Raw genomic sequence first — 24,316 nt, forward strand, 5'->3', positions numbered from 1 at the left:
ACCATCCAAGGCATGACTCAGACCCCGGGCCCCTTGCCGCCCTCCCCGCCTTCGGCGCCGATGACCCAGCGCAACCTGGCCTACCAGGGGTTCCGCCAGCAGATCATTGATGCGCGCATCCGGCCCGGCCAGTTCGTGTCGCAGCGCGAGCTCATGGAGTTGCTGGAGATGCCGCTGGCCGCGGTACGCGAAATGATTCCCCGCCTGGAAGCCGCCGGCCTGATCAGAACGGTCCCCAAGCGCGGGCTGCAGGTGGCCAGCGTCGACATGAAGCTCATCCGCAACGCTTGGCAGGTGCGCGCCATGGTCGAGCGCGAAGCCGCCACCCATTTCGCACGCACAGCCAGTCCCGCCACCTTGCAGGGGTTGATCGCGCAGCACCGGGAGATCCTGGAACGCGGCCTGGCCAGCGCGCCGGATGCGGCGCTGGAGAAGGACGCGCAGGCGGTGGACTGGGGCCTGCACGACCTGATGGTGGATTCGATCGGCAACGAGATCCTGTCCGAGATCTACCGGGTCAACAGCCTGCACGTACGGCTCATCCGGTTCGATGCCGATTCGCTGCGGCCCATGCAGATCGTGCCGGCCATGCGCGAACATCTTGAATTTCTGGAGACGCTCGCCTCTGGTGACCAGGACGGCGCGGTGGAGCGGGTGATGGCGCACCTCGCCAGTTCCAAGCAGCGGGTGCTGGAGGTCATGCTGCAGATCAGCCGACAGCCGGCCAGCGGCTGACCCCGCGGTCCCGGCGCGCTAGCTCGCCGCGGGCCTTCCAGGCGGCGGCTTGGGCTGCAGCCGCTGCGAATCCGTTATCCTGCGGGGCTCAGGTTTTTCCCGTGGTCCTCCATGTTTTCACTCTGGTTGGCGGTCGCTTCCGCTTGGCCGCCGCCACCGATCTCCGATCGGCGTGTCCCACGCCCCCACCCGCGGGCGCGCTTCCTGCCTGGCCACCCCGCCCGGCACGGGCACGGCATGCGTTCACTGCACGCGCAAGCAGCACCAGAAGCACCGACCTGCCCTTCCGCCGCCACGGCGATGGCACCCGCTGAAGTCCGAACCGCGTCCGTCAGCGCTTTTTCTTGAAAAGACCCCTATGACCCAGCAACTCTCCGCCGCCGAAGCGGCCCTGCGCGAAGCCGCGCTCGAGTACCACCGCAGCCCCCGTGCGCGGCAAGATTTCCGTCACCCCGACGAAGCCGCTGTCCAACCAGCGCGACCTGTCGCTCGCCTATTCGCCGGGCGTGGCCTACCCCTGCCTGGACATCCAGGCCGACCCGTCGCTGGCGGCGGAATACACCTCGCGCGGCAACCTCGTGGGCGTGATCACCAACGGCACGGCCGTGCTGGGCCTGGGCGACATCGGCCCGCTGGCCGGCAAGCCGGTGATGGAAGGCAAGGGCTGCCTGTTCAAGAAGTTCGCCGGCGTCGATGTGTTCGACATCGAGCTGGCCGAGCGCGCCCCGGACAAGATCATCGACATCGTGGCCGCGTTGGAGCCGACGCTGGGCGGCATCAACCTCGAAGACATCAAGGCGCCCGAGTGCTTCTACATTGAGCGCGAGCTGTCCAAGCGCATGAACATCCCGGTGTTCCATGACGACCAGCACGGCACGGCCATCATCTCCAGCGCCGCACTGCTCAACGGCCTGGAACTGGTGGGCAAGGAGATCGGCGCAGTCAAGGTGGCCGTCTCCGGTGCCGGGGCCGCCGCCATCGCCTGCCTGGACGTGATGGTCGGCTTGGGCGTGAAGCGCGAGAACATCTACGTGGTCGACTCCAAGGGCGTCATCTATGACGGCCGCGGCCCGCTGGACGAATCCAAGGCCCGCTACGCGCAAAAGACCGAGGCCCGCACCCTGGCCGACGTGGTCGACGGTGCCGACGTGTTCCTGGGCTGCTCGGCCCCCGGCGTGCTGACGGCCGAGATGGTCAAGACCATGGCCCCCAAGCCGATCATCCTGGCCCTGGCCAACCCCGAGCCCGAGATCCGCCCCGAGCTGGCCAAGGCCATCCGCCCCGACTGCATCATCGCCACCGGCCGTTCGGACTATCCGAACCAGGTGAACAACGTGCTGTGCTTCCCCTACATCTTCCGTGGCGCGCTGGACTGCGGCGCGACGAAGATCACCGAGGCCATGAAGCTCGCCTGCGTGCGCGAGATCGCCGATCTGGCCAAGGCCGAGATGAGTGACGAAGTGGCCGCCGCCTACGCCGGCCAGGAGCTGTCCTTCGGCCCTGATTACCTCATCCCCACGCCGTTCGATGCGCGCCTGATCCTGCGAATCGCGCCCGCCGTGGCCAAGGCGGCGCAGGAGTCCGGCGTGGCCACGCGCCCCATCGAAGACTACGACGCTTACCGCGAAAGCCTCACCCGCTTCGTCTACCAGACCAGCATGTTCATGCGCCCCGTGTTCGCCGCCGCCAAGGCCGCGCCGCAGCGCGTGGCCTATGCCGAGGGCGAGGACGACCGCGTGCTGCGCGCCGCCCAGGTGGCCGTGGACGACGGCCTGGCCAAGCCCATCCTGATCGGCCGCCCCGCCGTCATCGAAACGCGCATCAAGAAGGCCGGCCTGCGCCTGCAGCCGGGCAAGGATGTCGAGATCGTCGATCCCGAGGACGACCCGCGCTTTCGCCAGTACTGGGAGGAATACCACGCGCTGATGGGCCGCGACGGCATCACGCCCGAGACGGCCAAGGCCGCCGTGCGCCGCTCCAACACGCTGATCGGCGCGCTGATGGTGCGCCTGGGCGATGCCGACGCGCTGCTGTGCGGGCTGGTGGGCCGCTTCGACCACCACCTGGAACACGTGCGCCACGTCATCGGCTTGAAGGACGGCACGCCCGGCTTCGCCACCGTGAACGCGCTCATGCTCGACCAGCACACGCTGTTCATCGCTGACACCTACATCAACGAAGAGCCCACGGCCGAGCAACTGTCGGGCATTGCCCAGCTGGCGGCCGAAGAAGTGCAGCGCTTCGGCCTGCCACCCAAGGTGGCGTTCCTGTCGCACTCCAACTACGGCTCGTCCACCCGCCCCTCGGCCCGCAAGATGCGCGCCGCGCGGGACCTGTTCAAGGAAGCTGCGCCGCACATCGAGTGCGACGGCGAACTGCATGGCGACGCGGCCCTGTCGGAAAGCGTGCGCAAGAAGTCGCTGATCGAAACCACGCTGGAAGGCGCGGCCAACGTGCTGATCTGCCCCAACCTGGACGCCGCGAACATTCTGTTCAACGTGCTCAAGACCACGGGCAGCCATGGCACGACGATCGGCCCCATCCTGCTGGGCGCTGCCGCATCGGCCCACGTGCTGACGCCTTCCTCCACCGTGCGCCGCGTGGTCAACATGACTGCGCTGGCCGCGGCGAACGCCGCTGCCGACAAGCTGGGCAAGGCCGGCTGAACGCCGGGGCTTTCGGGCAGGCCGCCACCGGAGCCTGCCTATAATTTTGCCGGGCGACCGACGCACGCGTCCTTCGCCTGGCAGTCCCGCACCGGGTACGCCGCGTTCATCGCGGCGTTTTTCATGGTGCAGCTCCCCCAGGAGCCGCGGACTGCCCTCCGTGCACTCCGGCCGCAGCAGCGGCCCGCACATCTCCCGCGCCACCCACCGGTGGCATCGCAGACGCAGCGCCTTCGGGCGCGGCGGGCTGCTTTCTTTCCTTTGTCTCACCGCACTTTCACAGGACTCTTTTCAGGATGCGACTCTCCACTGCCTTGCACACCACCGGTCTTCTTTCCGCCATCGCCCTGGCCTTTCCCGCCGCCGCCCAATCCGACGTATCCGTCAGCGGCTTCGTGGACGGGGGCGTGTTCCGTGACTTCGACAAGACGAGCAAGGCAGGCACCATCCAGCGCAGCAACCTGGCCTTCCAGGGCATCGAAGACCTCGGCGGCGGCATGCAGGCGACCTTCCGGCTGAGCACGCGTTTCGACATCGACACGGGCACGCCCGAGGGCGAAGGCGCCAAGCCGTTCTGGCACGACGAATCCACCGTCGGCCTCAAGGGCGAATGGGGCGCCGTGCGCCTGGGCCGGGCCCTCAGCGCCATGTGGGCGCAGGACTGGCAGTTCGATCCCTGGGCCAATTTCAACCGCATCTCGTCGCCGGCCTGGTACTTCTGGCATGCGCAGACTCCCACCGACCGCGCCAGCAACAACGGTTCTCCTGAATACGGCCGCATGGCCAACGGCGTGTTCTACGACTCGCCCACCCTCGGCGGCTTCACGGTGCACCTGAGTGCATCGCCCGAGCGCACCACGGCCCCTGGCAGCCGCGGCCGCGGCCATTCGGCCTCGCTGAACTACAGCCAGGGCCCCGTCTCCGCCATGCTGGCGCACGAGCGCAACGGCAGCGGCGACCGCGATCTGTTCGTGGCCGGCAAATACGACTTCGGCGCCGTGGCCGTCATGGGCGCGTACGACGATTCACGCACCGCCGGCCCCGAAGTGCGTGCCCGTGCGGCCACGCTGGGGGCCGCCTACACCGTGGGCGCCACGGTGTTCAAGGCGGGCTATGGCCGCCAGCGCATCGGCGATGCCACGAACCATTTCGCGTCGCTGGGCGCAGACCACGCTTTGTCCAAGCGCACCACCGTGTACGCCAGCCTGGGCCACCAGCGCTATGAGGACCAGCCCTCGCGCACGGCGTTCGGCGTCGGCATCGGCCACGCGTTCTGACGCGGCACACCGGCGCGCGGCCGGCACCGCGCGCCGCATGAGCTTATGCCACAACTTGTCCGAGGGACTGCCTACGATGCGCCGCAACCCGCATCCGTATCTGCATCTCTGACAGGACCTCGCCATGGCATTGCGCTCGCGCTTTCTCTCCCGCCCGCACCCGCAGGCTTTCCCCTGGGCGCTGGCAGCTGCCGTGTGCGCTGCAGCGGCCCTGGTCGGCTGCGCGACGGCGCCCTCACCGGACGCCGAGCCGGCAAAGGCAGAGATCCACGCACGCCTGCCGGGTGCCGTGGGCGGCATCACCACGCTGCCGAGCGGCCAGCTGGTCATCAACTACCACCCCTTCTACGACCCCGCCCAGAAGGTCGGCCTGCTCAACGCCGCGCGCGATGGCACCACGCCCTACCCCAACGCCGGCTGGCAGACCTGCCGCAATGCCGATGGATCGCAGAAGGCGCCAGACACCTGCCTGAACTGGGTACTGGGCCTGCACACCGATGCCAACGGCATCCTGTGGCTGCTGGACTCGGGCCAGGCCGAGCCGCGCATCACGCCCAAGCTCGTGGGATGGGACACGCGCACGAATGCACTGCACCGCATCATCCCGATTCCCGCCCCGGCCTCGCTGCCCGAGTCACAGCACAACGACTTCGTGGTGGACCTGAAGCGCCAGGTGATCGTGATCGCCGACGAAGGCATCGCCACCGGGCCGCGCGGCGACAAGGCAGCGCTGGTGGTGGTGGACATGAAGACCGGCGGCAGCCGCCGCGTGCTGCAGGGCCACGACAGCGTGCTGCCCGACTTCACCCGGCCTGTGACCGTGGACCAGGGCCTGCCCACCGCCAAGCAGATTCCCATCTTCGTGGGCGTGGACGGCATCGCTCTCGACGCGCAGGGCGAGTGGCTGTACTACGCGCCCCTCAACAAGGGCCAGGTCTACCGTCTGCGCATGGACGACCTGGTGAACCCGTCGCTCGGCGCTGAGGCGCTGGGCGCCCGCGTGCAGGCCTATGCGGCCAAGCCGAACACGGGAGGCCTCAGCATCGACACCGCTGGCAACCTGTACCTCACGGAAGTGGGCGAGCGTGCCATCGGCGTCATTCCCGCGGACACGCGCACCTACCGGCGGCTCGTGTCCGACCCGGGCATGGTGTGGCCCGACGGCGTGGTGTACGCGCAGGACGGCTACCTGTACACCGGCGCCGCCCAGTTGCCGCTGGCCGCGCCGCTCAACGGCGGCAAGGCTGAGAATGCCCCGCCCTATCTGCTGTACCGCTTCCGGCCGCTGGCGCCCGGCATTCCCGGGTTCTGAGCCTCTTGCCGAGGCGGTCCGGCGGCATCGTCACTCGGGCTGGATCTTTCCCTTCCGGATCACGTCCGTCCACTTCGCCATTTCCCCCTGGATGCGCCGGGCAAACTCCTCGGGCGTGCTTCCGACGGGCTCGAAGCCCAGGGAGGTGAGCTTGGCGCGCATCTCGCCTTCGCGGATGGACGTTCTCAGTGCCTTGCTGACTTTGTCCACCACCGCTGCGGGCACGCCCTTTGGAGCGATGAGCCCGAACAGCGGCATGGTGTCCACGCCCGGCAAACCGGCCTCGCCGAACGTGGGAACGTCGGGCAGTTGCGGCGAACGCTTGGCACCGGTCACTGCCAGCGCACGGAGCTTGCCGGCCTTGATGTGTTCGGCCAGCGTGGGCACCGTCGCAAAGGCGAACTGGACCTGCCCACCCAGCAGGTCGGAGATGACCGTGCCACCGCCCCGGTAGGGAATGTGCGTGACCTGCAGACCGGCCTGCTGGGCCAGCTGTTCTCCGGCCAGATGCGGGCCACTGCCCACCCCTGCCGATCCGTACGCCAATGTCTGGGGCTCGGCCTTGGCCTTGGCAATAAAGCCCGCCAGGTCCTTTACCGCTACCGAGGGGTGCGTGACCAGGACGAACTGGGCCGTGGCGATCAGGCAGATCGGGGTGAAGTCCTTCTGCGTGTCATAACCCAGCCGCGCGCCGAGCAGCGCGGGATTGATCGTGAAGGTGCTGTCCACCATGCCGAGCGTGTAGCCGTCGGGCGCGGATCGGGCCAGTTCCCGGGTGCCGATGGTGGTGCCGGCCCCGCCCTTGTTGTCCGCAATGAACGACTGCCCCAGGGCCTGCTGCAGCGCCTGGCCGGCCAGCCGACCCAGGTTGTCCGTGGCACCGCCCGCCGGATAGGGAATGATCAGCCGAACCACCTTGTCCGGGTACTGGCCCGGGTTGGCCAGGGCCCACGAGGCGGCAGTGCCCGCGGCGAGGCCTGCGCAGAGTTGGATGAAGGTGCGGCGGTTGTTGTGCATGGGGGTTGTCTCCTTCGGGTAATGGGTTCAGGGGCGGATCACTGCGAATAGGCGCCCTGCGCCAGCGCGTCTTCCGGGTCGGCGCCAAGGCCCGGCGCGTCCGGCACCTGTATCCAGCCGCGTTCGATGGGTGCCGTTCTGGCGTAGGGAACATGGGCCAGTTCGACGTACAGGCGCTCCAGGGACACCTCGGCGTCCTGCGCGGCGATCAGGTGCAGGCTGGCCAGAAAGCCGGGGCCGAAGAACGCGACCTGCGGGGCGCAGGTGACGCGGCTGCCCCGGCACGCCTGCAAGATGTCCCATGCGGCCGTGAGCCCGAGCTTGATCACACTGGGCTGGACGTACTGCACGGTTTCCTGTTCGACCATGCGCCGCAGCGCATGGGCGCAGCTGGCGTTCTCGCCCACGGCCAGCGGCACCGGCACCTTCGCCTTCAGGGCGGCAAGGGCCTGGTCGTTCTCCGGCATCCAGATTGGCTCCTCGATCCAGAACGGCTGGTAAGGCAGCATGGCGGCGATGGCGCCCTCCGCCTCGTCGGGCAGCCACGCGCAGTTCGTGTCCACCATCACCGGAACGTCGGGGCCCACCGACTTGCGCACCGCGGCCATCGCCTCGGCGGTGCGCTCGTGCAGCTTGATCTCGGTGTAGCCGTCATTCAGGGCCCGCTGGCTCACCTGGTCGAGCAGAGTCGCATCCGCGTAGTACTGGAGCAGCGATGCATAGACCCGGACACGGTCGCGCCGCTTGCCGCCCAGGAGTTGGTACAGCGGTACGTTCTCGCGCTTGGCGCGCAGATCCCACAGGGCGATGTCCAGGCCGGCGAGCGCATGCACCACCGGGCCGGAACGTCCCAGGTTGTGCAGCATGCGCTGCAGGGTCGGCAACAGGGCCGGATCGCCGGCATCCTTGCCGCATGCCAGGGGCGCGATCAGCGTCTCGAAGATGGCTTGCAGCGCGCGGGGCTCCACGCAATACGACTCGCCCCAGGCCACGGTACCGTCTTGCATCTCCACCCGCACCAGGGCGCTGTCCAGCTTGTCGCGCGGCCGGCCGGCAAACAGCGGCGGCGGGCTCCAGTGGTGGAACGGAAGGCGCATGGGAATGCAGCGGACGGAAACGATGGTGTTGGCGGTCATGCGGAATGTCGAGGGCAGCAAGAGGCAGTGGGACCATCTTCGCGAGCGTGCGCACCATGGTCAAATAGATAGAACCACTGTTTTCATACAAATTCCATATGCTCAACCGGCGCGAGCTATCCCTTTTGAGGGCCATGTACCAGCAGGGCACGGTCACGGCGGCAGCGGCCTCCATCCACATGACCCAGCCCGCGGCGAGCGCGCTGCTGCGCGACATGGAGACACGGCTGGGGTTTGCGCTCTTCAGCCGCGAGCAACGCCGCCTGCAGCTGACCAGCCAGGGGCGCTCCTTGATCCCGGAAGTGCTGAACGCGCTCTCCGGCATCGAGGCCGTCGACCGGCTTGCCAACGACATCCGAAAAGGGGCGACCGAACGGCTCACCGTCGGGGCCGTGGCCGTGGCCTCGTCGATGCTGCTGCCCGAGGCGCTGGTGCATGTCCGCCAGGCCTACCCCCGCATCACCTTCGCGGTGCGCACCGGGTCGGCCCTGGAGATCGTAGAGATGGCCGTGGACCATCGCATCGACGTGGGCATCGTGATCGGTTCCTCCGCGCCGAATGAACGGGTCTTCAAGGAGCAGCTGGCGGCCGTCAGCCTGTTCGCGGTCTTCCATCCCGCGCATCCCCGGGCGCAGGCCAGCGACGTCACGCTGGGCGAAGTGACGGGCCTGGGGCTGATCGCGCTGTCTCCGGCCCTGCCCGCCGGCCGGGCGACGCAGCAGGCGATCCAGCAAAGCGGGCTGGTCTACCAGCCCTTGATGGAGGTGGCGCAGTCCTTCACGGCCTGCGAACTGGCGGGCCAGCAGCTGGGGGTGGCGGTGGTGGAGTCGCTGGGGGCACGCTACGCGCAGCGGATGGGCCTGATCGCCAAGCCTTTGCTGACCATGCGGGATTCCGAGCTGGCGATCGTCGCCCCCAAGGACCGGCCGCTGGACGGTGCCGGCCTTTGCTTGACCGACGCGCTGAAACGATGCATCCGGTCGCAGGACCACAGGCTGTGAGCCTGCCGTGCGGCTCGGCAGTCCGGACCGCGGCGCGGCGCCAGGGCGTGGGGCGATTCCACGCCGGTGCCCAGGCGGGCAGAGGCCTGCCATCGCTGCACCGGCGGGCCTTGGGCGCCGCCACGGGCGGGTAGGCACCGATGCTTCCCAGGCCCCCGGGACCTTCCCGATTGCACCAAGGCGGTGAGCCCCTCATCATTCTGCGCACAAGGGGATGGTCAATCTGTATACAAAAACGGGCATCAATCTTGCGAACCTCAGCGTGACTGCGCGCAAGCCCGCCCTTCGCGCTCCTTTCCAACGCCTTGATTGAATGGAGTTCCGCATGAACAAACGATCCCTGCTGCAAGCCGCCGCGGCCCTGGCCTGTGCCGGCGCCTTCTCCCTGGCCCATGCGCAAACGCCCACGCCCATCAAGTTCCAGCTGGACTGGCGCTTCGAAGGCCCGGCCGCGTTCTTCCTGCAGCCGGTGGCCAAGGGCTACTTCAAGGACGCCGGCCTGAATGTCACCGTGGATGCGGGCAACGGATCCGGCGGCGCCGTGCAGCGCGTGGCCTCGGGCACGTACGACATGGGCTTCGCCGACCTGGCGGCGGTGATGGAATTCCACGCCAACAACCCCGACGCGCAGAACAAGCCCGTGGCCGTGATGATGGTCTACAACAACACGCCGGCCTCGGTCATGGCGCTCAAGAAGAGCGGCATCACCAAGCCGTCGGACCTGGCGGGCAAGAAGCTGGGCGCGCCGGTGTTCGATGCCGGCCGCCGCGCCTTCCCCATCTTCGCCAAGGCCAACAGCGTGGGCAACGTGCAGTGGACGGCCATGGACCCGCCGCTGCGCGAAACCATGCTGGTGCGCGGCGACGTGGACGCCATCACCGGGTTCACCTTCACCTCGCTGCTGAACCTGGAGGCGCGCGGAGCCAAGGCCAGCGACGTGGTGGTGCTGCCCTATGCCGACTACGGCGTGAAGCTCTACGGCAACGTGATCATCGCCAGCCCGAAGCTGGTCAAGGAGAACCCGCAGGCGATCAAGGCCTTCCTGAAGGCCTTCACCAAGGGGGCCAAGGAAGTCATCGCCAATCCCGGCGCCGCCATCGCCTACGTGAAGGAGCGCGACGGCATCGTCAACACCGCGCTGGAAACCCGCCGCCTGCAGCTGGCCATCGACACCGTGGTGAACAGCCCCGACGCCCGCGCCGAAGGCTTCGGCCAGGCCGTGCCCGGCCGCCTGTCGCTGATGGCCTCGCAGGTGTCGGATGCCTTCGCCACCAAGTCGCGCGTGAAGGCCGACGAGGTGTGGAACGGCTCGTTCCTGCCGCCTGCGGCCGAGCTCAACATCCTGCCCAGGAAGTAAGCCGTACTACGCCCTGGCTGCGCCCAGCAGCCAGGCCCGCGGACGGGCAGAGGCCGTCGCGCCTCTTTGCTCCTCATTTAATAGCTGCTTGCGCTTACTGGATAAGCGCCAGAGGCACATTGGACCCATAACCCCATGCAGGCCGACGAAAACTTCTTCGTGGACTTTCGCGATGTCTGGCTCGCCTACAACGACGAGCTGCTCGCCCAGAACCACTTCGCCGTGGAGGCCATCAACCTGCAGGTGCGGCCCGGCGAATTCATCGCCATCGTCGGCCCCTCCGGCTGCGGCAAGTCCACCTTCATGAAACTGGCCACCGGCCTGAAGATGCCGTCGATGGGCAAGATCCGCATCGACGGCCAGCCGGTGACGGGGCCGCTCAAGATCTCCGGCATGGCCTTCCAGGCGCCTTCGCTGCTGCCCTGGCGCACCACCGTGGACAACGTGCTGCTGCCGCTGGAGATCGTCGAGCCGCACCGCTCGCAGTTCAAGGCCCGGCGCAAGGAATATGTGGACCGCGCCCGCGCCCTGCTGCAGAAGGTGGGCCTGGGCGGCTATGAAGACAAGTTCCCGTGGCAGCTCTCGGGTGGCATGCAGCAGCGCGCCAGCATCTGCCGTGCGCTGATCCACGAGCCCAAGATGCTGCTGCTGGACGAACCCTTTGGCGCGCTCGATGCCTTCACGCGCGAAGAGCTGTGGTGCATCCTGCGCGACCTGCAGGCCGAGCAGCAGTTCAACGTCATCCTGGTCACGCACGACCTGCGCGAGAGCGTCTTCCTGGCCGACACCGTGTACGTGATGAGCAAGAGCCCGGGGCGCTTCGTCGTCAAGCGCGACATCGAACTGCCGCGCCCCCGCGAGCTGGAGCTCACCTACACCAAGGAATTCACGGACATCGTGCTGGAGCTGCGGGGCCATATCGGCGCCCTGCGCAAGTCCGGCGGGGAGATCACGCAATGAATGTGCAACATCGCAAACAGGTCGAGCGCTGGTCGCCGTGGGTCCTGCTGTTCGCCGTGATCGTGCTGTGGCAGGTGATCTGCGCAGGCTTCAGCGTCTCGGAGTTCATCTTCCCCAGCCCGCTCGAGATCTGGAACCAGTTCGTCGAGTTCAAGTGGATCATCGCCGGCCACGCCTGGCGCACCTTCTGGGTCACCATGGCGGGCTTCGGCATCGCCATCGTGGTCGGCGTGCTACTGGGCTTTCTCATCGGCTCGTCGCGCCTGGCGTACGCCGCCGTCTATCCTTTGATGACCGCTTTCAACGCCCTGCCCAAGGCCGCCTTCGTGCCCATCCTGGTCGTGTGGTTCGGCATCGGCGTGGGGCCGGCCATCCTCACGGCCTTCCTCATCAGCTTCTTCCCGATCATGGTGAACATCGCCACCGGCCTGGCCACCCTGGAGCCCGAGCTGGAAGACGTGCTGCGCGTGCTGGGCGCCAAGCGCTGGGACGTGCTGGTCAAGGTGGGCATGCCGCGCTCGCTGCCCTACTTCTACGGCTCGCTCAAGGTCGCCATCACGCTGGCCTTCGTGGGCACCACGGTGAGCGAGATGACCGCCGCCAACGAGGGCATCGGCTACCTGCTGATCTCGGCCGGCTCGTCCATGCAGATGGGCCTGGCCTTCGCCGGGCTGATGGTGGTGGGCGCCATGGCCATGGTGATGTACGAACTGTTCAGCGTGCTCGAAAAACACACCACCGGCTGGGCCCACCGCGGATCGAACCAGTGAGCATCCCCCTGAGGCGCTGCGCGCCTTCCCCCTTCTCTCGGATGGCATTGCCATCCGGGAAGGGGGACGCCGCCAGCGCGGCGGGGCGGCCCTTGCGCGGCGGCTGCTGGAATGGGCCGCGCCCAGGTCTTACGCAGGGGCCATCGTGACGCTACGGCCAGATCAGGCAGAACGCCACCTGCGCCGCGCCAACGCGGTGGCGCAGCGCGCGCTGGGCATGGGCCGCCATCCGTTCGGCGCCCTGCTGGTGGCGCCGGACGGCGAGACGGTGCTGGCCGAGCAGGGCAACATCGACACCGTGAACCACGCCGAGAGCACGCTGGCGCGCTCTGCCGCCGCGAACTACCCGGGCGCATACCTGGCCCAGTGCACCCTGGTCACCACCTTCGAGCCCTGCGCGATGTGCGCGGGCACGATCTACTGGGCGGGCATCGGGCACGTGCTGTACGGCGCCGAAGAAGCCGCCCTGCTGGCGCTGACCGGCAACCATCCGGAGAACCCCACGCTCAGCCTGCCCTGCCGCGCGGTCTTCGCCAGCGGACAGCGCGCCACGGAGGTGACCGGGCCGGTGCCGGCGCTGCATGAAGCCATCACCGCGGTGCACCGCGACTTCTGGCGCTGAGCGCCGCGCCCAAGGCCGCCCGCACCGCCCCGCCCCAAGGGCCCGCCGCTATACTGCCGGCCCCGTGGACAGCAGGATCTCAGCATGCGGTTGACAGTCTTTTGGCGCCGGCTGGCGTATGTGGCATGCGCGGGCCTCGCGGCCTGCGGCAGCAACCCGCCAGCGAGCGCACCGCCGGCTGCCGCCCCTTCCGCGCCCACCTCCGCAGCGGCCGAAGGGGCCGCGCCGGTGCGCATCGGCCTTGCCCTGGGCGGGGGCGCTGCCAAGGGCTTCGCCCACATCGGGGTGATCAAGATGCTGGAGGCCAACGGCCTGACCCCGGCCACCGTGGCGGGCACCAGCGCCGGCAGCGTGGTGGGGGCCCTGTATGCCAGCGGCATGAACGCCTTCGAGCTGCAGGAAAAGGCGGTGGCCCTGGACGAAACCCAGATCCGCGACCTGCAGTTCTCCTCCGGCGGCCTCGTGCTGGGCCAGAAGCTGCAGGACTATGTGAACGAACAGGTGCGCCGCAAGCCGCTCGAACAACTGGCCAAGCCTTTCGTGGCCGTCTCCGCGCGGCTGGAGGATGGCGAACGGACCGTGTTCTCGCGCGGCAACACCGGCCAGGCCGTGCGCGCCTCCAGCAGCGTGCCCGGCGTGTTCCAGCCGGTCGCCATCGGCGCCTACCACTACGTGGATGGCGGCATCGTCAGCCCCGTGCCGGTGGACGCCGCGCGGCAGCTGGGTGCCGACATCGTCGTCGCCGTCGACATCTCCAACAAGGCGCGGGGCGCATCGCCCAGCGGTCTGCTGGGCACCGTGGGCCAGAGCATCGCCATCATGGGCCAGAAGCTGGGCCAGGCCGAACTGGCCCGCGCCGACGTCATCATCCGCCCCAAGGTGCTGGACATCGGACCCACCGATTTCGCGCAGCGCGCCAATGCCATCCTGGAAGGCGAGAAGGCCGCGCTGGCCGCCATGCCACAGATCCGCGAACGCATCGCGCGGCTGCAGGCCGAGCGCGCACAGGCCGCGCAGCTGGCACGCCAGCAGGTACAGGAAACGCAGTACCAGGCCTGTCTGGAGAACCGCTCCCGACTGCAGAAGCTCGCCGGCATGGCGGGCGTGGACACCTCGTCCTGCACCGCTCCGCGCTGACGCCATGCCCCGCTTCGCCGCCAACGTTTCGCTGCTCTACAACGACCTGGCCTTCCTCGACCGTTTCGCGGCCGCTGCCGCCGACGGCTTCCAGGGGGTGGAGTGCCTCTTCCCCTACGCCTGGCCGGCGCAGAAGATCGCGCAGCGCCTGCGCGATGCCGGATTGCAGCAGGTGCTGTTCAATGCGCCGCCGGGCGACTGGGACGCCGGCGAGCGGGGCATGGCCTGCCACCCGGGGCGGGAGGGGGAGTTCCGCGAAGGCATAGCGCTGGCACTGGACTACGCGCGCACGCTGCAGTGCCCGCGCATCCACGTCGTCGCAGGCATCGTGCCGCCCGGGGCCGCGGCGGCCGAGGTGCATGCCACCTACGTGGCCAACATGCGCCACGCCGCGGCGCAGGCCGCGCCGCACGGCATCCAGATCCTGCTGGAGCCCATCAATGCGCGGGACATGCCGGGCTTCTTCGTGGGGCGCCAGGCGCAGGCGCATGCGCTGGTGGCGGAGATCGGTGCGTCCAACGTGCGCGTGCAGATGGATCTCTACCACTGCCAGATCAGCGAAGGCGACCTGGCCAGCAAGATCCGCCAGTACCTGCCCACGGGGCGCGTGGCGCACGTGCAGATCGCGGGCGTGCCGGAACGCCATGAGCCCGATGTCGGCGAGGTGAACTATCCCTACCTCTTCGAACTGCTGGACGGCCTGGGCTACGACGGCTGGGTCGGCTGCGAATACCGGCCTGCCCGCGGGACTGCGCCCCGGGCCACGCAGGATGGCCTGGGCTGGCTGCCGCGCCGCGCGCCGTAGCGGCAGCGGGCACCTCGGCCCTTGACCGAAGGGCCCTGCGTTGCGCCTGCCGTCAGTAGCGCGGCGGCTGCATCTGCAGCAGGATGTTTTTTCCGGTGGCAGTGACGCGCAGCGTGCCCGCATTCCACTCCAGCCAGGACAGGTCGATCAGTTCCTCGATCATGATTTCGTCGATGTCACCGGCACGGCGCTGTGCCAGCGACTGTTCGACGCCGGGGAGTGCGGTGCGCAGCTCGCCACGGCGAATCTCGGAGATGGGCGAGAGGTTCATCTGAAGCCTTCCATGCGAAAGAACCCAGCCTAGCAGGGAACCCCCTGCAGCGTCGCGCGAGTGGACGCGGCGCCACACTCCCAGCGTGTTTTTTTCCAATCGACTACACTGCAGCCTGGCCCTGCGCTTTGCTCGCTATCGCAGTGCTCGCCTGACACGCCGACGGTTCTGACACCTCCACGGCCTGCGCCCACTCCACTGCCAACGCAGTCCGGTTGGCCGTCATCCTCCAGCCCCGAGCCCATCCCGCCCCTCCTCCCCGTTTCGGAGCGGCACCGTTCGACTTCGGTCGCCCGCCGGCGCAGCGCGCCGATTTCCCTCATCCCCCGACGCTGGCCCCTCTGTGGCGCAGCGCCGCACGACTTTTCTCTGCAATGCACCATGACACCCGGGTGGTGGGCAAGTACCTTGTCACCCCCCTCACCAAGATCTCGGACACGGGCGATTACCTCGCTTCCGTGTCCCTGCGCCGCGGCATGCACGACCGCATCTTCCGCTTCGTTCCGCGCTTTGCCTGCCCCATCGGCGCCCTGCACTATGCACAGGCCCAAGGGCACGCCATGGCCATGGCTCCCCAGCCCGCCTGAGCCGCGCGGCCTCCACAACACCGAACCCAAAGGAGCCCTCATGGCCAAAGAAGAACTGATTGAAATGCAAGGCAAGGTCGACGAAGTGCTGCCCGATTCGCGCTTTCGCGTCACCCTGGAAAACGGCCACCAGCTGGTGGCCTACGCCGGCGGCAAGATGCGCAAGCACCGCATCCGCGTGCTGGCCGGCGACCGTGTATCGCTGGAGCTCTCGCCCTACGACCTGAACAAGGGCCGCCTGACCTTCCGCCACATCGAGGCCCGCACCGGCGCACGCCCGCCCGCGCGCCCCGGCGCCCGCTGAGCGCACCGCGCCCGGCTCCCTCTCTTTTTCAGCTGCCTCCCTGGGGAGGCGGCGCATTCACCTTCCGAAAGAAATTCATGGACAACAAACTCTACGTGGGCAACCTCTCCTATGCGATGCGCGACGACACGCTGCTGCAGCAATTCACCGCGTACGGCGACGTGCAGTCCGCCAAGGTCATGATGGAGCGCGACACCGGCCGCTCCAAGGGCTTCGGCTTCGTCGAAATGGGCACGGCTGCCGAAGCGCAGGCCGCCATCCAGGGCCTGCACGGCCAGTCGGTGGACGGCCGGGCGCTGACGGTGAACCTGGCCCGCCCGATGGAGCCGCGTTCCGGCGGCTTCGGCGGAGGCAACGGTGGTGGCGGCTACCGCGGCGGCCGCAGCAGCTACTGAGCCCGGGCCAGCGTCCTCCGTGGACGCAGACGCTCTCCCCATGAAAAAGCCGGCATTGCCGGCTTTTTTTGTGGGGGCCTGCGCGTGCTGGCCCCGCTCCGCAGTTTACCTACAATGCTATGCTTTAGATAGCTTTATGCGCTTACTCCATAAGCGCTTGCGACCGATTTGACTCAATACCGATTGGAGAAGTTGGCGCTGATGCGCTGGCGCAGGTATTCGGCCCCCGTGATGGGCGGGTACTTCTTCGCCGGGCCTTCGATCAGCGCGTCCTCGTTGGCCTGCGCGAAGAACGCCAGGCTGTAGCGCGCACCCTGGTACTCATGCGGCAGCGGGTTGCGCACGCGGTGGAAGTTGCTGGGCAGCTGGTCGTCGCTCCAGCGCGTGAGCATGTCGCCGATGTTGCAGGTGATCACGCCCTCGGCCGGCTCCACGCTGGTCCATTGGCGGCCCTCGGCCTCCTTGCCCGGCAGTACCTGCAGGCCGCCCTGGCCGGGGCGCTGAAACAGCAACGTGAGGCAGTCGAAGTCGGTGTGCGCACCGGCGCGCCACAGGCCCAGCTCGGATTGCAGCGCCGGGTCGACGGCGAAGTAATGCAGCATGCGCAGCGTGCTCTGGTAGGCGGGCACAGACGGGTCGTGCGCGCGGGTGAAGAACTCGGCATCGAAGCCCATCTTCCAGGCAAAGCACGACAGCAGGCGCATGGCCACTGCCCAGCACTGGCGCTCGAAGGCCAGTGTGGCCTCGCGGAAGCCGGGCAGCTCGGCTTCGGTGGGCCACAGGCCGTCCATGCGCGGGCGCGTGACCTGGTAGGACTCCTTCTGGTCGGGCGTGCGCGTGGACGGGCGGATCTGCGCCTTGTGCTCCCACCCGGCGTTGCGCGCCAGCGGCCACTGCGCCTTGGTCTCGCGGGGCAGGTCGAAGAAGGCCTCGGCGCGGGCGAAGGCGGCGCGGATATCGTCCAGCGCAATGCCGTGGTTCGTCACCTGGAAGAAGCCGATGTCCACCGAGGCGCTCCACAGCTGCTCGGCGATCTCTTCCTTGCGGCGCTCGAAATCGGAGATGTCGATGCGCCGCACCTCGCGGGTGCTGGTTTCGCCGTCCAGGGCCCCGCCCATGCGGGATTCCTTTTCAAGCTCGCCCAGGACATCGGGCGCGACGGAGGGTTCGTAAACGGAAGGGGCGTTGGCGGTTGGCATCAGGGTTCCTCATCGATGAACCAAGGCCCGCGGCCGGCACAGGCCAGCACGGCGGAGCTCTTGAAGGGACGATGGCGCCGGGCGGAACGCCGCCCCCAAGGGCGAGCGCCACCGGCCGCCGGCGCCGGCTTCAAGAGCAATGACCCGCCACCCCGCCCGGTGCAGGGCCGCACCAGGGAGCTGCGCTGAACGCTTCTACTCTTGGTCGCTGGGCAAGCAATTCACGCGCCAGCCCGACGCGCTCCGGTGCCGAGAAGCCGCTGCCGGGGTTTCCGCCGTTCGCCCTGCAGGCACTCCCCAAAACGGCGAACGCATGCACCAACCCGGGCCCCCGCCGTGCACCCCAACCTACGCAGCGCGCCGCCGCCTTGCGCTGCCGCAAGCCTGCGCACCCCTGAAACGCTGTCCGCATCACGACCCGGCACGCTTCATGCAAAGCCCACGGCGAGTAGAAGCGTTCAGCGCTGCCACCCACACCGTGGTGGCGCCCGGAAATTGCTCAGTTCGATCCGGCCTTGCGGTCTCTGCCCCGCGGGCCGGCCCCTGCCCGAACCGGAGCCTTTCGCCATGCAACGACGCCACTTTCTCTCCGCAGCCCTCGCCGCACCGATCGCCGGCCCTCTCGCCACGGCCGCCACCGCAGCCGCCGGCCTGGCCGCCCCCGCCGTGGTGCGGGCCCAGGGTGCGCTCACGCCGCTTAAATTCACGCTCGACTTCCGGGTGACCAGCCAGACCTCGCCCTTCTTCCTGGCGCTGGCCCAGGGCTACTACAAGGACGAGGGCCTGGACGTGTCCATCGACGTGGGGGCGGGCTCGGTTGCGTCCATCACGCGCGTGGCCAGCGGCGCCTACGACCTGGGCCTGGGCGATATCAGCTCGCTGGTGGAGTTCCATGCGCAGAACCCCGACACGCCGGTGCAGGCCATCTACCAGTACTACAACCGCGCGCCCTTCGTCATCATCGGCCGCAAGGACCGCGGCATTACCACCGACTTCCAGTCGCTCAAGGGCAAGAAGGTGGCCGCCGCGGCGGTGGAGGCCACGCGCCGCTGCTGGCCCATGGTGGCCCGCGCGCTCAAGACGCCGCCCGAGCTGTTTGACTGGGTGACCACCGACTTCAGCGCGCGCGACAACGTGATGGTGCGCGGGGATGTGGATGCCGCCACGTACTTCCACGACTCCGCCGTCTCGCTGTTCGCACGCGTGCCGCCCAAGGACCTCTCCGTGCTGGAGTACGGCAAGGCCGGCCTGAACCTGTACGGCAATGCCGTGCTGGGCGGCAAGCTGGTGCAGGAGCGGCCCGAACTGGCCCAGGCCTTCCTGCGCGCCAGCAACCGCGCGCTGCGCGAAACACTCGCCCAGCCCGACGCCGCCTTCGCCGCCATCAAGGCGCGCGAGCCCATCCTGAACATGGAGGTGGAGCGCGAGCGCTGGGGCATCACGCGCCGCTACCTCGCCACGGCGGAGACCCAGTCCATCGGCCTGGGCGCGGTGCAGCCCGCCGTGCTGGCCCAGCAGATCGACGAGGTGGCGGCCGTGTTCAACCTGGCGCGCAAGCCGGCCGCCGACCGCGTGTTCAACCCCGCGCTGCTGCCCGCGGTGGCCGACCGCAAGGTGGCCGCAGCATGAGCGGCGCCGCACTCCCGCAGGAAGTGGCCCTGGACGAGCGCGACGGTCTCTACCTGCGCCAGGCCATCGCGCTGGCCGACACGGCCCGCGCGCGCGGCAACCGCCCTTTCGGCGCGGTGATCGTGGGCGCGGACGGCACGGTGCTCGCCGAAGCCTGGAACGCCAACGGCGAGACCGGCGACTGCACGGCGCATGCCGAGACCAGCGCCGTGCGCACGGCCAGCCCCCGGCATGCGCGCGAGGCCCTCGCGCAGGCCACGCTGTACTCGTCCGGCGAGCCCTGCGTGATGTGCGCGGGCGCCATCTTCTGGGCCAACATCGGCCGCGTGGTCTACGGCATCGACGCGGTGCGGCTGCGCGGCTTTCGCGGCGAACGGCTCGACCAGCGCGACGCCGAACTGTCCTGCCGCGACGTCTTCGCCGCCTCGCCGCACGCCATCGAATGCATCGGCCCGGCGCTCATCGAGGAAGCCTCGGCCTCGCACCGGGGCGCTTGGAAAGCCTGAGCGCCTGCGGCATCGCGGTGGACGGGCGTCCGGCCGCTCGGTCCCGCAACTGCTGGGTACCGGCTGCAGGCCTGACAATGGCTGCTGGGCCACCCGCCAACGCCACCGGAAACACCGCCATGTCCCTTCCCATTCTCGATCTGCAAGACGCCATGGAGCTGGGCGGGCCGCGCAGCGCCGAGGTCGCCGCGCAGATGCGCGAGGCGGCCATGGCGTCCGGCTTCTTCTACGTGCGCCACCACGGCGTGGACGCCGCGCAGATCGCCCGGCAGTTCGCGCTGGCGCAGGAGCTGCTCGACGTGCCGCGCGCCACGCGCGAGGCGCTGGCCATGCACCACTCGCCCTCCATGCGCGGCTACGAGCTGATGGGCGCGCAGTCGCTCGACCTGGCGGCGCGGCCCGACCTGAAGGAGAGCTTCTACTGCGGCATGGCCTACCCGGAAGACCATCCGTACGTGCGTGCCGGCTACCAGACCTACGGCCACAACCAGTGGCCCGCCGAGGTGCCCCACGCGCCGGCCGTGTGTGAGGCCTACATCCAGTCGCTGCTGGTGCTGTCACGCCGGCTCATGCAGCTGCTGGCGCTGTCGCTGGACCTGCCGGAGACTTTCTTCGACGCCACCAGCGATCACCCCATGATCACGCTGCGCATGATCCGCTACCCCGCCCACCCCGAGGGCGCGGACGAGCGCACCTTCGGCGCCGGCGCCCACACCGACTGGGGCGCCATCACCATCCTGGCGCAGGACGCGCACGGCGGCCTGGAGGTGCAGACGCCCGGCGGCGACTGGGTCGAGGCCACGCCCGTGCCCGGCTGCTTCGTGGTCAACCTGGGCGACATGATTCCGCGCTGGACCAACGGCCTGTACCACTCCAATCCGCACCGCGTGCGCAACCGGCATTCGGGCGGCGCGCCGCGCTATTCCATTCCCTTCTTCTACGAGCCGGACTACCTCGCCCGCATCGAGGCCGTGCCCGGCACCGTGCCGGCCGGCGAGGCGCCCCGCTACGCCCCCTGCACGGCCGGGGAGCACCTGGTGGAGATGTACCGCCGCACCTACAACAAGCCCGTGGCGACCACCGCATGACGCCGCGCATGACGCCCCTCTTCCGGAGCTTTTGCCGCGGCATGGGGGCGCAGGCCGCCTGCCCTGCAGGCTCGATGGCGCCGCCACCGCGGCCAGCACGGTAAGTGCCGCAAGCCCTGCGCCCGCTGCGCGCTGGCCCCGCCCCCTGCGGCCCTTCGCCACGCGCTGCGTCTTTTCAAGCCAAAATGGCCTACAGCGCCCGAAATACGGGCGCATGCAGCTCCCAATTCAATAGCAAACACCGATGACCTGGCACGCCCGCCTGCAACTGGACTACCGCCGCGAGACCGATCGCACCGTCGCCCGCCACGAGCACAGCGGGCCGCTGCGCATCCTGCAAAGCCTGTACCCCGAAGGCGACGCCGTCTGCCACAACGTGCTGGTGCACCCGCCCGGCGGGCTGGTGGGCGGGGACACGCTGGACATCAACCTGCGCGTAGGCCCCGGTGCGCACGGGCTGGTGACCACGCCCGGCGCCACGCGCTTCTACCGCTCGCTGGGCGAGCTGGCCCTGCAGCGCACGCATGCCGTGCTGGAGCCGGGCGCGCGCCTGGAATGGCTGCCGCTGGAAGCGCTGTGCTTCGACGGCTGCCGCGCCGAGAACCGCCTGACGATGGAGGTCGCCCCGGGGGCCGAGCTGATGGGCCTGGACGTCACGGCCTTCGGTCTGCCCCATGCGGACCAGCCGTTTCGCCGCGGCAGCTTCCAGCAGCACATCGAAGTGCCGGGCCTGTGGCTGGAGCGTGGCCGCGTCGATGCCGCAGACGCGCTGCTCATGGACGGCCAGCTGGGCCTGGCCGGGCACCGCTGCATGGCGTCGCTGTTCTTCGTGGCCGGCGAGGCGCTGAGCCGCGAGCGCCGCGAAGCGGCCCTGGACAGCGCCCGCGCCGTGCTGGATGCCGACGCGCTCGTGGCCACGGCGGGCGCCACCTGCCCCAACGGCCAGGTGGTGGTCGTGCGCGTGCTGGCGCCGGTGGTGGAGCCCGCCATGGCCCTGCTGCAGCGCGTGTGGGCCACCTGGCGCAGCACCCTGTGGGGCTTGCCCGCACAGCGGCCGCGCATCTGGTCGATGTGAGCGGTGGCAGGCAGCGCCAGGGTCAGGCGATCAACGCGTCCAGCGCGGCGAAATCCACCGGCTTGCCCAGGCGGGCATGGAACGGGCCGCTCCGCATGGCCCGCAGGCGGAGAATGTTGCCCGACAGCGCGATCAGCCGGGGCGGCTGTGCGGCATACTCCGCCAGAATCAGGTGCGCGGCCTGCTCGCCGTCCATTCGCGGCATCTCCAGATCCATGATGACGATGTCCGGCTTGTGCCGCCTTGCCTGGTCCACGGCCTCCATCCCATCGTAGGCGACAGCCACGGATTGAACACGCGGGTCTTCCTCCAAGATAATCTTGAGAAGTTCTGCGGCTTCCCGCTCGTCATCGACTATCAGTAGGTGCAGGCCGTTCATGTGTTTTATCTCTTCGTGGGACGGCTATGCGCCTTGCAGACTTTCTGGACCGTTACAGAGACGCCATCGTGGACGAGGCCGCGGAATTTGCGAAATCCTTGCCCAGCCTGAAGAACGCCACGGATGAAACGTTGCGGGACCACTTCGCGCAATGTCTTGAAGCCATTGCAACGGACATCCGCGCACCGCAGAGTAGGACACAGTCTATTGAAAAGTCGCAGGGCAAGGCCCCGCGCGGCCCCGCCACCACGGCGGCTGAAGAACACGGCGTGGCCCGTGCCAACAGCGGCCTGACCACCAGCCAGCTGGTGTCCGAGTACCGCGCCCTGCGCGCCAGCGTGCTGCGGCTCTGGCTGGACCACCATGCCGACAGCGGCCACATCGTGGACGACATCACGCGCTTCAACGAGGCGGTGGACCAGGCGCTGGCCGAATCCATCGTGCGTTTCGAGGAGCAGGTGGACTCGTGGCGCCACATCTTCCTGGGCGTGGTGGGGCACGACCTGCGCACGCCGCTCAATGCCATGGCGCTGACCGGCGAAGTGCTGCGCATCAAGACCCCCGAGGCCCTGCACAGGCATGTGGACGTGGTGGCCAAGGGCACCAAGCGCATCGGCAGCATGCTCGACTCCCTGCTGGAATACAGCAACAGCCAGGTGGGCACGCCCATGCCGCTGGCCAGGGAGGAAGCCAGCCTGTGCGCCGTCTCCGAGGACGAACTGGAGATCGTGCGCGCCGCGTTCCCCGAGGCGCAGATCGACCTGCACTGCGAAGGCCCGGGCAACGGCGTGTTCGACGTGTCGCGCGTGCGCGAGGCGCTGTCCAACCTCGTGTCCAATGCCGTGCAGCACGGCACCGACCGCAGCGTGCAGGTGGACGTGCGCGAAGATGGCGATCAGCTGGTGGTCACCGTGCGCAACCGCGGCGAGATCCCCGAGGCGGCGCTGCCCGGCATCTTCGAGCCCATGAAGCGAGGCCAGGGCTACCAGACGGGTCACCGCACCAACCTGGGCCTGGGCCTGTTCATCTGCAAGCAGATCGTCGATGCGCACGGCGGCCAGATCACAGCCTGCTCGGAGAACGGCATGGTCGAAGTGACCATGAAGCTGCCGGCCAGCGGCGCGCAGGCGTAAGAGACAAACAAGACCGGCCGGCCAGCCTCCGGGCGTGCGCATCGGCAGCACGACCCGACGCCCTGGCTAGCCTGGCCCCGGGTTCATCACTGCGTGCAAGAGCGAACGCGCCGCCCGCCTAAGCGAAATGCGTTCAGCGCCGACGCCGCAGGCAGCCCGTGGGGGCCACGCTCAGGTCGTGCTTTTCCACCGGAAGGAATTCCTGCGCATCGGGCACGTAGTCCCAGCGGGTGAGCAGGCGCTGGTGCCGGTCGCCGGCGGCCGAGGGCACGCGTTCGAGGGTGACCAGGCTGTTGGGCGCATTGGCGCGCAGCCGCACCGAAACCGCCGTGCCCGCCTGGGCGGACCACAGCCCCGTCATCGGTTCCACCAGTCCCGGCTCGTGCGCATGGCCGGACAGCAGCAGTTCGGCCCCCGCGGCGCTCCAGCGCGTCAGCGCCCGGTCGGCGCGGTGCGGGCGGTGGCGGCGGTCTTCCTCGTGCGCAGCGGCCAGCGGGTGGTGGCTGACGACGATGCGCCAGTCGTCCTTGCGGGTGGTTGCCAGGCGCTCAGCGATGGCGTCGATCTGCTGGGGCGAGAGGCTGCCGCGCTCGTGCCGCCACCAGCGCGTGGTGTTCACGGCCATGACATGGAAGCCGTCGGCATGGCAGGTGCCCTCCAGATCGTCGCCCCACCAGCGCGCGTAGCGGCGGTAGGCCTGGCCGGCCAGACGCTCCCACCAGGCGAACAGGGGCACGTCGTGGTTGCCGGGCACCACTAGCCGGTGGGGGATCGGCAACGAGGACAGGAAGGCATGGGCCTGTTCGAACTGCTCGGGCGTGGCCCGCTGGGTCAGGTCGCCGGAGACCACCAGCACGCCCACGCCCAGCCGCGCGGTCAGGCGCGTTACGGCCTCGCAGACGCGTTCGTCGTGGGCTCCGAAATGCAGGTCAGACAGGTGCAGCAGGACGCTCAT

The 24,316-nt window shown here is 68.9% G+C and carries 24 protein-coding genes and 1 pseudogene; 19 read left to right on the forward strand and 6 right to left on the reverse strand.

Features of this window, described 5'->3' with window-relative positions:
* Positions 1 to 60: 60 nt before the first annotated feature.
* The 4 genes and pseudogenes from QE399_RS00075 (at position 61) to QE399_RS00090 (ending at position 5,990) form a co-directional block, all read left to right on the forward strand.
* Positions 61 to 735, forward strand: coding sequence for a GntR family transcriptional regulator (locus QE399_RS00075; protein WP_309825189.1), 675 nt, complete (start codon positions 61 to 63; stop codon positions 733 to 735).
* A 358-nt stretch (positions 736 to 1,093) separates the two neighbouring features.
* Positions 1,094 to 3,401 (forward strand): annotated as a pseudogene (locus tag QE399_RS00080) (NADP-dependent malic enzyme).
* 296 nt (positions 3,402 to 3,697) lie between these two features.
* A complete protein-coding gene (locus QE399_RS00085) occupies positions 3,698 to 4,678 on the forward strand; it encodes a porin (RefSeq protein WP_309825191.1) in 981 nt (326 codons plus the stop codon).
* A 124-nt stretch (positions 4,679 to 4,802) separates the two neighbouring features.
* Positions 4,803 to 5,990, forward strand: a complete 1,188-nt coding sequence (locus QE399_RS00090) for an L-dopachrome tautomerase-related protein (protein WP_309825193.1) — start codon at positions 4,803 to 4,805, stop codon at positions 5,988 to 5,990.
* A 30-nt stretch (positions 5,991 to 6,020) separates the two neighbouring features.
* Here the strand turns inward: QE399_RS00090 and QE399_RS00095 are convergent, their stop codons facing one another.
* Both QE399_RS00095 and QE399_RS00100 read right to left on the reverse strand, forming a co-directional pair.
* A complete protein-coding gene (locus tag QE399_RS00095) occupies positions 6,021 to 7,007 on the reverse strand; it encodes a Bug family tripartite tricarboxylate transporter substrate binding protein (RefSeq protein WP_309825195.1) in 987 nt (328 codons plus the stop codon).
* A 38-nt stretch (positions 7,008 to 7,045) separates the two neighbouring features.
* A complete protein-coding gene (locus QE399_RS00100) occupies positions 7,046 to 8,143 on the reverse strand; it encodes a mandelate racemase/muconate lactonizing enzyme family protein (RefSeq protein ID WP_309825196.1) in 1,098 nt (365 codons plus the stop codon).
* A gap of 98 nt (positions 8,144 to 8,241) precedes the next feature.
* On the opposite strand from QE399_RS00100, the gene QE399_RS00105 reads away from it, so the two are divergent.
* From QE399_RS00105 to otnI, 7 genes are all read left to right on the forward strand, one after another.
* A complete protein-coding gene (locus QE399_RS00105) occupies positions 8,242 to 9,144 on the forward strand; it encodes a LysR family transcriptional regulator (RefSeq protein ID WP_309825198.1) in 903 nt (300 codons plus the stop codon).
* 325 nt (positions 9,145 to 9,469) lie between these two features.
* Positions 9,470 to 10,501 carry an ABC transporter substrate-binding protein gene (locus tag QE399_RS00110; RefSeq protein WP_309825199.1) on the forward strand — a complete coding sequence of 344 codons (1,032 nt, stop codon included), beginning with the start codon at positions 9,470 to 9,472 and terminating at the stop codon, positions 10,499 to 10,501.
* A 135-nt stretch (positions 10,502 to 10,636) separates the two neighbouring features.
* The gene (locus QE399_RS00115) at positions 10,637 to 11,461 is read left to right on the forward strand and encodes an ABC transporter ATP-binding protein (RefSeq protein WP_309825202.1); all 825 of its coding nucleotides are present in this window, start codon (positions 10,637 to 10,639) and stop codon (positions 11,459 to 11,461) included.
* Positions 11,458 to 12,231, forward strand: coding sequence for an ABC transporter permease (locus QE399_RS00120; protein ID WP_309825204.1), 774 nt, complete (start codon positions 11,458 to 11,460; stop codon positions 12,229 to 12,231). Before QE399_RS00115 ends, QE399_RS00120 begins: the two co-directional genes overlap by 4 nt.
* Positions 12,232 to 12,376: 145 nt before the next feature.
* Positions 12,377 to 12,853, forward strand: a complete 477-nt coding sequence (locus QE399_RS00125; RefSeq protein WP_309825205.1) for a nucleoside deaminase — start codon at positions 12,377 to 12,379, stop codon at positions 12,851 to 12,853.
* A gap of 84 nt (positions 12,854 to 12,937) precedes the next feature.
* The gene (locus QE399_RS00130; protein ID WP_309825206.1) at positions 12,938 to 13,990 is read left to right on the forward strand and encodes a patatin-like phospholipase family protein; all 1,053 of its coding nucleotides are present in this window, start codon (positions 12,938 to 12,940) and stop codon (positions 13,988 to 13,990) included.
* Between the two features lie 4 nt (positions 13,991 to 13,994).
* Complete coding sequence (gene otnI, locus QE399_RS00135; RefSeq protein WP_309825208.1) at positions 13,995 to 14,795, forward strand: 2-oxo-tetronate isomerase; 801 nt, start codon at positions 13,995 to 13,997, stop codon at positions 14,793 to 14,795.
* Between the two features lie 52 nt (positions 14,796 to 14,847).
* Here the strand turns inward: otnI and QE399_RS00140 are convergent, their stop codons facing one another.
* A complete protein-coding gene (locus tag QE399_RS00140) occupies positions 14,848 to 15,066 on the reverse strand; it encodes a hypothetical protein (RefSeq protein WP_309825210.1) in 219 nt (72 codons plus the stop codon).
* A gap of 374 nt (positions 15,067 to 15,440) precedes the next feature.
* Between QE399_RS00140 and QE399_RS00145 the strand changes: the two genes are divergently transcribed.
* From QE399_RS00145 to QE399_RS00155, 3 genes are all read left to right on the forward strand, one after another.
* Positions 15,441 to 15,653 carry a hypothetical protein gene (locus QE399_RS00145; protein WP_309825213.1) on the forward strand — a complete coding sequence of 71 codons (213 nt, stop codon included), beginning with the start codon at positions 15,441 to 15,443 and terminating at the stop codon, positions 15,651 to 15,653.
* Positions 15,654 to 15,693: 40 nt separating this feature from the next.
* A complete protein-coding gene (gene infA, locus QE399_RS00150) occupies positions 15,694 to 15,957 on the forward strand; it encodes a translation initiation factor IF-1 (RefSeq protein WP_309825214.1) in 264 nt (87 codons plus the stop codon).
* Positions 15,958 to 16,034: 77 nt separating this feature from the next.
* Complete coding sequence (locus tag QE399_RS00155; RefSeq protein ID WP_309825216.1) at positions 16,035 to 16,352, forward strand: RNA recognition motif domain-containing protein; 318 nt, start codon at positions 16,035 to 16,037, stop codon at positions 16,350 to 16,352.
* A 173-nt stretch (positions 16,353 to 16,525) separates the two neighbouring features.
* Here QE399_RS00155 and QE399_RS00160 read toward each other — a convergent pair whose 3' ends face one another.
* A complete protein-coding gene (locus QE399_RS00160; RefSeq protein ID WP_309825217.1) occupies positions 16,526 to 17,551 on the reverse strand; it encodes an isopenicillin N synthase family dioxygenase in 1,026 nt (341 codons plus the stop codon).
* A 567-nt stretch (positions 17,552 to 18,118) separates the two neighbouring features.
* On the opposite strand from QE399_RS00160, the gene QE399_RS00165 reads away from it, so the two are divergent.
* The 4 genes from QE399_RS00165 (at position 18,119) to QE399_RS00180 (ending at position 21,849) form a co-directional block, all read left to right on the forward strand.
* Positions 18,119 to 19,180 (forward strand): ABC transporter substrate-binding protein, encoded by a 1,062-nt coding sequence (locus QE399_RS00165; protein WP_309825220.1) that lies wholly within the window; start codon positions 18,119 to 18,121, stop codon positions 19,178 to 19,180.
* Positions 19,177 to 19,686 carry a nucleoside deaminase gene (locus QE399_RS00170; protein ID WP_309825221.1) on the forward strand — a complete coding sequence of 170 codons (510 nt, stop codon included), beginning with the start codon at positions 19,177 to 19,179 and terminating at the stop codon, positions 19,684 to 19,686. The genes QE399_RS00165 and QE399_RS00170 overlap by 4 nt, the downstream gene beginning before the upstream one ends.
* Before the next feature lie 119 nt (positions 19,687 to 19,805).
* Entirely contained in the window at positions 19,806 to 20,774 is a 969-nt protein-coding gene (locus tag QE399_RS00175) for an isopenicillin N synthase family dioxygenase (RefSeq protein WP_309825223.1), read from the forward strand.
* A gap of 244 nt (positions 20,775 to 21,018) precedes the next feature.
* On the forward strand, positions 21,019 to 21,849 hold the full coding sequence (locus QE399_RS00180) for an urease accessory protein UreD (protein ID WP_309825226.1): 831 nt from the start codon (positions 21,019 to 21,021) through the stop codon (positions 21,847 to 21,849).
* Positions 21,850 to 21,871: 22 nt separating this feature from the next.
* On the opposite strand, the gene QE399_RS00185 is transcribed toward QE399_RS00180, so the two are convergent.
* Positions 21,872 to 22,228: a response regulator gene (locus tag QE399_RS00185; protein ID WP_309825228.1), complete on the reverse strand. Its 357-nt coding sequence runs from the start codon at positions 22,226 to 22,228 to the stop codon at positions 21,872 to 21,874.
* 26 nt (positions 22,229 to 22,254) lie between these two features.
* Between QE399_RS00185 and QE399_RS00190 the strand changes: the two genes are divergently transcribed.
* Complete coding sequence (locus QE399_RS00190) at positions 22,255 to 23,361, forward strand: ATP-binding protein (protein ID WP_309825230.1); 1,107 nt, start codon at positions 22,255 to 22,257, stop codon at positions 23,359 to 23,361.
* 133 nt (positions 23,362 to 23,494) lie between these two features.
* Here QE399_RS00190 and QE399_RS00195 read toward each other — a convergent pair whose 3' ends face one another.
* Positions 23,495 to 24,316, reverse strand: a complete 822-nt coding sequence (locus QE399_RS00195) for a metallophosphoesterase family protein (protein ID WP_309825232.1) — start codon at positions 24,314 to 24,316, stop codon at positions 23,495 to 23,497.

The sequence above is a fragment of the Paracidovorax wautersii genome, from assembly GCF_031453675.1.
Taxonomy (GTDB): domain Bacteria; phylum Pseudomonadota; class Gammaproteobacteria; order Burkholderiales; family Burkholderiaceae_C; genus Paracidovorax.

Coding starts and splice junctions, on each gene's coding strand:
- QE399_RS00075 (WP_309825189.1), top strand. CDS start 61: ATGACCCAGCGCAACCTGGCCTACCAGGGGTTCCGCCAGCAGATCATT.
- QE399_RS00085 (WP_309825191.1), top strand. CDS start 3,698: ATGCGACTCTCCACTGCCTTGCACACCACCGGTCTTCTTTCCGCCATC.
- QE399_RS00090 (WP_309825193.1), top strand. CDS start 4,803: ATGGCATTGCGCTCGCGCTTTCTCTCCCGCCCGCACCCGCAGGCTTTC.
- QE399_RS00095 (WP_309825195.1), bottom strand. CDS start 7,007: ATGCACAACAACCGCCGCACCTTCATCCAACTCTGCGCAGGCCTCGCC.
- QE399_RS00100 (WP_309825196.1), bottom strand. CDS start 8,143: ATGACCGCCAACACCATCGTTTCCGTCCGCTGCATTCCCATGCGCCTT.
- QE399_RS00105 (WP_309825198.1), top strand. CDS start 8,242: ATGCTCAACCGGCGCGAGCTATCCCTTTTGAGGGCCATGTACCAGCAG.
- QE399_RS00110 (WP_309825199.1), top strand. CDS start 9,470: ATGAACAAACGATCCCTGCTGCAAGCCGCCGCGGCCCTGGCCTGTGCC.
- QE399_RS00115 (WP_309825202.1), top strand. CDS start 10,637: ATGCAGGCCGACGAAAACTTCTTCGTGGACTTTCGCGATGTCTGGCTC.
- QE399_RS00120 (WP_309825204.1), top strand. CDS start 11,458: ATGAATGTGCAACATCGCAAACAGGTCGAGCGCTGGTCGCCGTGGGTC.
- QE399_RS00130 (WP_309825206.1), top strand. CDS start 12,938: ATGCGGTTGACAGTCTTTTGGCGCCGGCTGGCGTATGTGGCATGCGCG.
- otnI (WP_309825208.1), top strand. CDS start 13,995: ATGCCCCGCTTCGCCGCCAACGTTTCGCTGCTCTACAACGACCTGGCC.
- QE399_RS00140 (WP_309825210.1), bottom strand. CDS start 15,066: ATGAACCTCTCGCCCATCTCCGAGATTCGCCGTGGCGAGCTGCGCACC.
- QE399_RS00145 (WP_309825213.1), top strand. CDS start 15,441: ATGCACCATGACACCCGGGTGGTGGGCAAGTACCTTGTCACCCCCCTC.
- infA (WP_309825214.1), top strand. CDS start 15,694: ATGGCCAAAGAAGAACTGATTGAAATGCAAGGCAAGGTCGACGAAGTG.
- QE399_RS00155 (WP_309825216.1), top strand. CDS start 16,035: ATGGACAACAAACTCTACGTGGGCAACCTCTCCTATGCGATGCGCGAC.
- QE399_RS00160 (WP_309825217.1), bottom strand. CDS start 17,551: ATGCCAACCGCCAACGCCCCTTCCGTTTACGAACCCTCCGTCGCGCCC.
- QE399_RS00165 (WP_309825220.1), top strand. CDS start 18,119: ATGCAACGACGCCACTTTCTCTCCGCAGCCCTCGCCGCACCGATCGCC.
- QE399_RS00170 (WP_309825221.1), top strand. CDS start 19,177: ATGAGCGGCGCCGCACTCCCGCAGGAAGTGGCCCTGGACGAGCGCGAC.
- QE399_RS00175 (WP_309825223.1), top strand. CDS start 19,806: ATGTCCCTTCCCATTCTCGATCTGCAAGACGCCATGGAGCTGGGCGGG.
- QE399_RS00180 (WP_309825226.1), top strand. CDS start 21,019: ATGACCTGGCACGCCCGCCTGCAACTGGACTACCGCCGCGAGACCGAT.
- QE399_RS00185 (WP_309825228.1), bottom strand. CDS start 22,228: ATGAACGGCCTGCACCTACTGATAGTCGATGACGAGCGGGAAGCCGCA.
- QE399_RS00190 (WP_309825230.1), top strand. CDS start 22,255: ATGCGCCTTGCAGACTTTCTGGACCGTTACAGAGACGCCATCGTGGAC.
- QE399_RS00195 (WP_309825232.1), bottom strand. CDS start 24,316: ATGAGCGTCCTGCTGCACCTGTCTGACCTGCATTTCGGAGCCCACGAC.